The organism is Candidatus Parvarchaeota archaeon, assembly GCA_016866895.1.
Taxonomy (GTDB): domain Archaea; phylum Micrarchaeota; class Micrarchaeia; order Anstonellales; family VGKX01; genus VGKX01.
Genome location: VGKX01000042.1, coordinates 1 through 8,046 on the forward strand (window position 1 = coordinate 1; position 8,046 = coordinate 8,046).

At 48.3% G+C, this 8,046-nt stretch carries 7 protein-coding genes; 1 reads left to right on the forward strand and 6 read right to left on the reverse strand.

Going from position 1 to position 8,046, the window contains the following annotated elements:
* Positions 1-255 precede the first annotated feature (255 nt).
* Complete coding sequence (locus tag FJZ26_02565; protein ID MBM3229290.1) at positions 256-609, forward strand: hypothetical protein; 354 nt, start codon at positions 256-258, stop codon at positions 607-609.
* 69 nt (positions 610-678) lie between these two features.
* On the opposite strand, the gene FJZ26_02570 is transcribed toward FJZ26_02565, so the two are convergent.
* From FJZ26_02570 to carA, 6 genes are all read right to left on the reverse strand, one after another.
* Complete coding sequence (locus tag FJZ26_02570) at positions 679-1,224, reverse strand: DUF1669 domain-containing protein (protein ID MBM3229291.1); 546 nt, start codon at positions 1,222-1,224, stop codon at positions 679-681.
* Between the two features lie 86 nt (positions 1,225-1,310).
* Positions 1,311-4,541: a carbamoyl-phosphate synthase large subunit gene (gene carB / locus FJZ26_02575; protein ID MBM3229292.1), complete on the reverse strand. Its 3,231-nt coding sequence runs from the start codon at positions 4,539-4,541 to the stop codon at positions 1,311-1,313.
* Entirely contained in the window at positions 4,522-4,857 is a 336-nt protein-coding gene (locus tag FJZ26_02580) for a hypothetical protein (GenBank protein ID MBM3229293.1), read from the reverse strand. Before FJZ26_02580 ends, carB begins: the two co-directional genes overlap by 20 nt.
* Positions 4,854-5,168: a hypothetical protein gene (locus FJZ26_02585; protein ID MBM3229294.1), complete on the reverse strand. Its 315-nt coding sequence runs from the start codon at positions 5,166-5,168 to the stop codon at positions 4,854-4,856. The genes FJZ26_02580 and FJZ26_02585 overlap by 4 nt, the downstream gene beginning before the upstream one ends.
* A gap of 333 nt (positions 5,169-5,501) precedes the next feature.
* Positions 5,502-6,416, reverse strand: coding sequence for an ornithine carbamoyltransferase (gene argF, locus FJZ26_02590; protein ID MBM3229295.1), 915 nt, complete (start codon positions 6,414-6,416; stop codon positions 5,502-5,504).
* A gap of 22 nt (positions 6,417-6,438) precedes the next feature.
* The gene (gene carA / locus FJZ26_02595) at positions 6,439-7,527 is read right to left on the reverse strand and encodes a glutamine-hydrolyzing carbamoyl-phosphate synthase small subunit (protein ID MBM3229296.1); all 1,089 of its coding nucleotides are present in this window, start codon (positions 7,525-7,527) and stop codon (positions 6,439-6,441) included.
* Between the last annotated feature and the right edge of the window lie 519 nt (positions 7,528-8,046).

The window sequence follows — 8,046 nt, forward strand, 5'->3', positions numbered from 1 at the left end:
TCTCAGCTTCCCCCTTGATTTTTACATAATCAACAAGGCACCTGCCCAGGGGGCGTATTTTGAGCCGACAAGGGCTGACTACACGTATTACAAGCCTTTTGCCTCAGGGATAAACTATACTGAAATTGTGCCAGGAGGTTATGTGCTTTTGATAAACAGGCATGATGTAAAAACATCTGATTATAATATTGAGCTTGAGTATCTAGACGGCTAAAGACGGCCGGACTCTGGGCATTGGTAGCGGGGATTGGTCATATGCACGCATTTGCGCAAAAAAAAATCAAGCAGCACATGGAAAGCGAGTTCAAGCGCGACAGCGACATATTCAAATCATTCAAGGAGCTTGAGCACAAGGCAAGGCAAAACAGCGAAAGCGCGGTGAAAAGGCTTGTCGAAAGCGAGCAAAAAAAAGCAAAGGCCAAAAAGCTGGAGCAAAGAAAAAAACGGCGCAAAAGCCTGCGCAAGCTGAAAAAGAGGCTGGAGCAGCTCCACGAGCTTGGCGACAAGGAAAAGATGTGGGGCATGGTCGAAAAAAGGAAAAGGGAACAGGGGTCAAAAAAGCAGGAGGGAGATGAGGGAGGCAAAGGCGGCAGCCCCAAGTTCGGCTAGCCAATAACATGTGGCAGGGGCACAGGCCCAGCACCATATATCCCTCATTGGAAAGTATCTTTCAGTGATTCAAATTTCTGCGGCCGCCTCCCAGTCCGAATTAAAAATTTCCTGGAATTGGCCGACAAAATTTCCCTCAACAATGACTGCGGCTTCCCTGTTTTTTGAAAGTGCAGACTTGGAAAAATTGATGCTGCCTATAAGGGCCTTATTGCCATCAACGACAATTGACTTGGCATGCGTGAGGGCAAAGTCATTGGATGCAATGCGGACTTTTACCCCTCCTTGCTGGAGAAAACGTGCCATACTCAAGACCTTGCCGCTGTCAATGGTCCTCAGCTCAAGGATTACGCGGACATCAACCCCCTGTTGCGCCTTGTCGATAAGCTTTTGCGCCACTGACTTTTCCGTGAAGACATACATTTCAATGTCTATGCTTTTTTGCGCGCTGTCCAGAAGCCCCAATATTTCATCATCAGAGCCTGGAGAGAAAACTGCCCGCGCAGATGAAACCTGCTGCCAGGATGGGACAAGCATGCCAATACCAATCAAGGCAAGCACAACCACGGCCGCCGCAAGAAAGCCCAGGATTGAGAATTTGAGTTTTTCGCCCATTGTTCGGCCCCAAAATTTCAGTTTTAATTTCCGGGCTTATAATGATGCCGCTTGCGTAATTTGGCCTGAGCCTGCAAGGTTAGCTACTAGTAGTATTCTGCAAGCTCGCTGACTTTTAGTCCCTGTCCTTTAGCGCGGATAATTGCATCTGCAAGGTTTTCGGCAGCCTCTATGCTTGTGATGCAGGGAATGTTGTGCTCAAGGGCAGCCCTCCTGATTTTGTACCCGTCTGTTGCCGCATTTCTCCCTTTGCGTGGAGTGTTAATGATTAAGGAGAGTTTTTTTTGCGAAAGCAATGAAAGAATGTTTGGCTCGCCGTCGGCAAGCTTCCTGAGAAGCTTCACATCCGTGCCCTTTTCCTTTTCCCTTGCAGTGCCTGCAGTCGCGTAAACTTCAAACCCAATTGAGGCAAGCTTGGCCGCTATTTTGGCGCCTCGTGCTTTGTCCTCGTCTTTTAGGCTAAGTGCAAGGGCGCCTGAAAAGGGGATTCGCATACTTGCCCCAAGCAGGGCCTTGAAGTAGGCTCCTGCAAAATCATGGTCAAGCCCCATGCTCTCACCAGTGCTTTTCATCTCAGGCCCAAGCACAATGTCAACCCCAGGCAGCTTGAGGAATGGAAAAACAACGCTTTTGACTGCAAAGTAGCCAAGTTTTGGCGTCCTGCCAAGCCCCAGGTCCTTTAGGCTTTTGCCCATGATTGCCTTTGTTGCAAGCTTTGCGAGAGGGAGATTGATTGCCTTTGAAAGGTAGGGAATCGTGCGGCTGCCTCGGGGGTTTGCCTCAAGAACAAGTATCTTGTCGTCCTTGACTACATACTGGATGTTTATTGAGCCGATGTTTTTGAGGGCAAGGGCAATCTTTGCCGAGTATTCCTCAAGCTGGCGCTGGACATGCGGCTTTAGCTTGACGCATGGGGTGACGCAGCTTGCGTCCCCTGAGTGCACGCCGGCCCGCTCTATGTGCTCCATTATCCCCCCTATAAAAAGCCCGGATTCGTCGCTGATTCCGTCAATCTCGCACTCAACCGCATTGTCTATGTACTTGTCTATCAGAACAGGCCTTCTTTCAGAAACGTCAAGCGACTCGCCAATGTAATGCCTCAGCTCGTCCTCGTCATGAATGATAGCCATCCCCCGCCCGGCAATCACATAGCTTGGCCTGACAACAACAGGATAGGTGATTTTGCTTGCAACAGCCATCGCCTGCTGCGCGTCTGTGGCAGTGCCGTTGGCAGGCTGGCTTATTCCAAGGCTTGAGAGAAGCTGCCTGAATTTTTCCCTGTCTTCTGCAATGTCTATTCCCTCCACCTGCGTGCCAAGTATCTTTACCCCGGCACCGTGCAGCGGCTGTGCAAGGTTGATGGAAGTCTGGCCGCCAAACTGGACAATAACGCCAAGTGGATTTTCGTTCTCAATAACGTTCATTACATCCTCAAATGTCAGAGGCTCAAAATACAGCTTGTCGGAAGTGTCAAAATCCGTGCTTATCGTTTCAGGATTGTTGTTTATCATTATGGACTTGTAGCCCATTTCCCTCAGAGCGAATGACGCGTGGCAGCAGCAGTAGTCAAACTCAATGCCCTGCCCGATTCTTATTGGCCCTGAGCCGATAATTACGACTTTTTGCCCTTGGCCTTCTTGCGCATTTTTTCCATCAGTCTGCCCAACTGACTCGTTTTCCTGCTCGTAGGTGGAATAGTAATAGGGGGTTTTTGCATCAAACTCAGAAGCGCAGGTGTCAACCATCTTGTAAACAGGCATTATGCCCTCGTTTTTTCGAAGCTTTCGCACCTCAAGCTCCGGCATGCTGCAAAGCGCCGCTATCTGCCTGTCGGAAAAGCCCATTTTCTTTGCCCGAAGCAAAAGTGGGCCGTTTAGAGGCTGGCGCATGAGTTGCTTCTCAACTTCTACTATGCTTGAAAACCTGTCCAAAAACCATCGGTGGATGCAAGTCATTTTCTCAAGCTTTTCAATGCTTGTGCCAAGGCGCAAAGACTCAAGCAGTGCAAAGAGCCTCAGGTCAGTCGGGCTTGTCAGGTGCAACTGAAGCGCATCTGGCGCAAGCCGAGGCTGCTTTACTTCGGTGCTTCTGAGGCATTTTTGCAGCGCTTCCTCAAACGTTCTGCCTATTGCCATTGCCTCCCCGGTTGATTTCATCTGAGTGCCCAGGGTGCGGTTGACCTGTGGCATCTTGTCAAAGGGCCATCTGGGTATTTTGACAACGCAGTAGTCCAGGGAAGGCTCAAATGAGGCAGGAGTTGATTTTGTGACTGCATTCTGGATTTTGTAAAGCGGTTTGCCCAAAGCTACTTTGGCTGCAACCCTGGCGATTGGGTATCCTGTTGCCTTTGAGGCAAGCGCACTTGAGCGCGACAGGCGGGGGTTGACCTCAACAACAACATACTGGCCAGTCTTCTGGTTCAGCGCAAACTGGATGTTGCACCCGCCTATTATCCCAAGCCTGCTTATTATCTGGATTGCCGCGGTCCTGAACCTCTGGTGCTCCTGGTCAGTAAGTGTCTGAGCCGGAGCAACTACGATGCTCTCTCCTGTGTGCACGCCCATGGGGTCAATGTTTTCCATGTTGCAGATTGTAATGCAATTTCCGTGCATGTCCCTCATTACCTCGTACTCAAATTCCGCCCAGCCAAGTACAGACTCCTCAATTAGAATCTGGTGTGTTGGCGAGAGGGTGAAGCCAAGCTCAAGCAAATGCTCAAATTCCTCTTTGTTGCGGGCAATGCCACCGCCTGTTCCGCCAAGAGTGAAGGCAGGCCGCAAAATTAGCGGAAAGCTGTGCAGCCTGGCAAATTCATTGGCTTCTTGTACAGTGTTTGCCGCAACAGACTTTGGGATTGGCTGTTTAAGCTCCCGCATTGTCTTTGCGAATAAGCCCCGGTCTTCTGCAAGCTCTATAGCCTCAATTCCAGTGCCCAAAAGCCTGACGCCCCACTTTTGAAGAACGCCGTTTTTGTGAAGATCCATGGCAATGTTTAGCGCAGTCTGCCCGCCCATTGTGGCAAGCAGTGCATCAGGTTTTTCCTTCTCAATTATCTTTTCTACAAAGTCCGCCCTGATTGGCTCAATGTAAATCCTGTCGGCTATGTTCTTGTCAGTCTGGATGGTTGCAGGGTTGGAATTTACAAGCACAACTTCAAGCCCCTCCTCCCGCAAGGACTGGCACGCCTGGCTTCCCGAGTAGTCAAACTCCGCGGATTGGCCGATTACAATTGGCCCGCTTCCAATCACTAGGACTTTTTTTATTCCTTCCACATTCAAGCCTCCGCGATTATTCAGTTTAAGTCCATTTTGCCACATTGTTCTTTGAGTGTTTTCCAAGGACGGTGACGGTTACACTCGCTGCCAGGTAGGAAACAAGTATTCCTATGGCGGATAAACTCACGTCCACCTCAACAAACCAGCTTGAGCCCTTGAAGAAATTATTTGTAAGGTAGTGGTATGCCAAACCTGCGATTGACAGCGTTTGACGATCTGGGTAGTTGTGTATGTATTGAGAACCTGGTCTATCGTAGGGATACGCCGTAAAATCAATGATTGGCACGGATATGGCAAAAACAACCAAGACCACAAGCCATTTTTTTCTTGTCGGCTTCAAAAACTCCTTTAAGTTCATTTTTTCACCTGTTTTCGATATTTTGAATAGATTATAACGAACAGACATGCTGCAATATAGGAAATTATAACACCCAGCAATAGCGAGACAATATCTACTTTATAGAGTCGGTTAAATCCAGTCAGAGCAAACATCAAGATTGAGCCGGTTTCTATTTTGCATCCGGTTGTTGTGTGCCCACGTCCGTCCGGATTCACATTTTCAAGGCAAAATCCGTTAAGAAATGTAAGGAATGGCACAAAAAGCATGAAAGCAAGCGCTGTTGCAAGGAATTTCTTGCCTGTCGGTCTCAAAAATTCATTCCAGTCCATGATATCACCTGTTTTTAGTATTATTAGAGCAAACTGGGGCTATCAAACAGGAAGCAGTGTAAGAAATTATAAAACCGAAGATGAGTGTAGCAGCATCTAATGAAGTTTTATATGAGTATAGTGGACCACCGAACAGCATAAAAATGAAAGGCACTTTATTCCCTGTTGCAACCAGCGGACACGGTGGCATATCGCAATAAACCTGGATGTATGTTGATAGTACAGGTACAAATACAATAAAGACTATTAGAGATAATAACAATTTGACCTTTGTAGGCTTGAAAAATTCTTTCAAATTTACCATTGCAAACACCAGTGTTCGATAATTGATGCTTATTTTTTCCCCGCCATTAGCTCAAGCAGAAGCGCCTTTTGCGCATGCAGCCTGTTTTCAGCCTGCCTGAATACGACGGACTGCTTTCCGTCAATCACGTCAGCTGCCACCTCAAGCCCCCTGTGCGCCGGCAAGTCGTGCATGAAAATTGCGTCCTTTTTGGCCTTAGCCATCACCTGGCTTGTCACCTGGTAGGGCCCAAATGCCTTGAGCCGCTCAGATTGCTGCTCCTCCATTCCCATCGAGACCCAGACATCGGTGTAGACAACATCAGCCCCAGCAACGCCCCCTGACAGGTCTGTCTCCACAGCAACCTTCGAGTGCTTTGAGGCCTCGGCAACAAATTCATTATTTGGCGGGAAGCCTGCAGGGCATACAAGTCGGACGCTTGAGCCCATCATGGCGCATGCAAGCATAAGCGAGTTTGCGATATTGTTTGCCGCATCGCCCACATAGGCAATGGTCTTGCCTTTGCCAAGCTTGCCAAGCTCGTGCATTGTAAGGACATCTGCAAGCGCCTGGCAGGGGTGCTCAAGGTCGGTAAGGCCGTTTATCACCGGGATGCTTGAATGGCGCGACAGCTCAAGCAGGTCAGCGTGCTTGAAAAGCCTTGCCATTATTGCATCCGCATAACCCGACATTACATTGGCAGTATCGCTTATGGTTTCGCCCCTTGAGATTTGGCTTGTTATAAAATCAAAGTAGATTGCATGCCCGCCTAGTTGCGTCATGCCGGCCTCAAAGGAAAGCCTTGTGCGCGTTGAGGGTTTTTCAAAAAGCATCACAAGTGTCTTGTTTGCAAGTGAGGCGTTTTTTGCCCCTGCCTTGTATTCTGCCTTGATTTTTGCAGCCGACTCAACCAGCCTTGCCAGCTCCTCCTTTTTCATGCCTTTTATGCCAAGGTAATTTTTCATAACACCGCCTCGCCAAATTTTTTCACAAACTTTTCACAAACTTGTCAAACAGGTATTTTGAGTCCTGCGGCCCTGGACAGGCTTCAGGATGGTATTGCACCGAGAAGATTGGATGCGACTTGTGCGCAATGCCCTCGTTGGTGTTGTCATTGCAATTGATATGTGTCTGCTTGAAATCCTTGGAGAGCCCCGAGATGTCGATTGCATAGCCGTGGTTTTGGGTGGTTACCATCACGCGGTCGTTTTCAATGTCCAGCACTGGGTGATTGCTGCCCCTGTGGCCGAATTTGAGCTTGAAGGTTTTTGCGCCAGCAGCTTTTCCTATTATCTGGTGGCCAAGGCAGATGCCAAGCATTGGAAAGTCAAAACATGACTTGACTGTTGCGGCAATTGAGCCGAGCAGTTCCGGGTCGCCTGGGCCGTTTGAAACAACTATTCCCGAAGGGCTGTAGTCCTTGATAGTTTTTGCATCAGTGTATGCAGGCACGACAATTACTTCAAGCCCCCTTGTTACCAGCTCGCGGACAATGTTGTATTTTGCCCCACAGTCGATAAGAACCACTGATTTTGCGCCCTTGCCAAACCTCCTGGTTTTGCTTTGAGTCACCTTGCCAACAAAATCAACTGCCGAATAATGGTCTTTCTTGGCATGCTGCAAAAGACTTGGAAGGTCGGGCTGATTGGAACCCACATAAAGTGAACAGGGCATTACGCCCTGGGTCCTGATTTTCCTGACTACAGCCCTTGTATCAATACCTTCAATGCCACCAATGCCGTGGTCCAAAAGAAGCCTTGAGACGCTCCTGTCTGATTTGTAATGGTGCGGCTCTCTGCAAAGCTGCCGAACAACAAAACCCGATACGTGCACCTTGAGGCTTTCAAAATCGTCAGGATTGATTCCGTAGTTGCCAATAAGAGGGTAGGTCATTGTCAGGACCTGGCCTGCATACGACGGGTCGGTAAGCGCCTCCTGGTAGCCTGTCATGGACGTGTTGAAGACAAGCTCGCCTGAGTATGTACCCTCGCAGCCAAACCCCTTGCCAAAAAAAACAGAACCGTCTGAAAGAACTAGCGCAGCAACAAGGCTGTCTTGTGGATTTTTGTATAACACTTGCGACCCACAGCTAAACTTGCCAGCCAAGAATTTTAAAGATATTGCTTTATTGGACTTTTACCCGTCCATAACAAAATCCAAAAAATTCTGCAGAATTAACTCGTTGTTTTTGCCCTTGTCAGGTGAGTTGAACAGCCGCTCCCTTTGAGCCATTGGGGTGCGCGGCTTTTTCTTCTCCAAATCCTCAAACTGCCGCGTGTTGAAGTCTGGGTGGAACAACATTTGAAACATTTTGTTCCAAATAAAACAAAGAAGTTATAAATAAGCCATGCTTGAAGGTTGGGGCTGAAAAGGTAAGAAAGTAATATTAATAGTGCAAACAATAGGAGTTATCTTAAGAAATTTCCCAAGTTGTGCGAAGTGATTGTTATGGATAAAAAAATCGGAAAAGGATTTGAGAAGGGTGAAAAAATGCTCTGGCAGGGAAGGCTTGGAAAAAAGCCCGCGGAGTTCGTGTTTGACTACATGTCGGCAGAAAACGTGGAGCTTGACTCACATCTTGTTGAGCACGACATA

What these genes read in the sequence shown, in the direction of transcription:
- FJZ26_02565 (MBM3229290.1), top strand. Translation starts at nt 256, where the DNA reads ATGCACGCATTTGCGCAAAAAAAAATCAAGCAGCACATGGAAAGCGAG.
- FJZ26_02570 (MBM3229291.1), bottom strand. Translation starts at nt 1,224, where the DNA reads ATGGGCGAAAAACTCAAATTCTCAATCCTGGGCTTTCTTGCGGCGGCC.
- carB (MBM3229292.1), bottom strand. Translation starts at nt 4,541, where the DNA reads ATGTGGCAAAATGGACTTAAACTGAATAATCGCGGAGGCTTGAATGTG.
- FJZ26_02580 (MBM3229293.1), bottom strand. Translation starts at nt 4,857, where the DNA reads ATGAACTTAAAGGAGTTTTTGAAGCCGACAAGAAAAAAATGGCTTGTG.
- FJZ26_02585 (MBM3229294.1), bottom strand. Translation starts at nt 5,168, where the DNA reads ATGGACTGGAATGAATTTTTGAGACCGACAGGCAAGAAATTCCTTGCA.
- argF (MBM3229295.1), bottom strand. Translation starts at nt 6,416, where the DNA reads ATGAAAAATTACCTTGGCATAAAAGGCATGAAAAAGGAGGAGCTGGCA.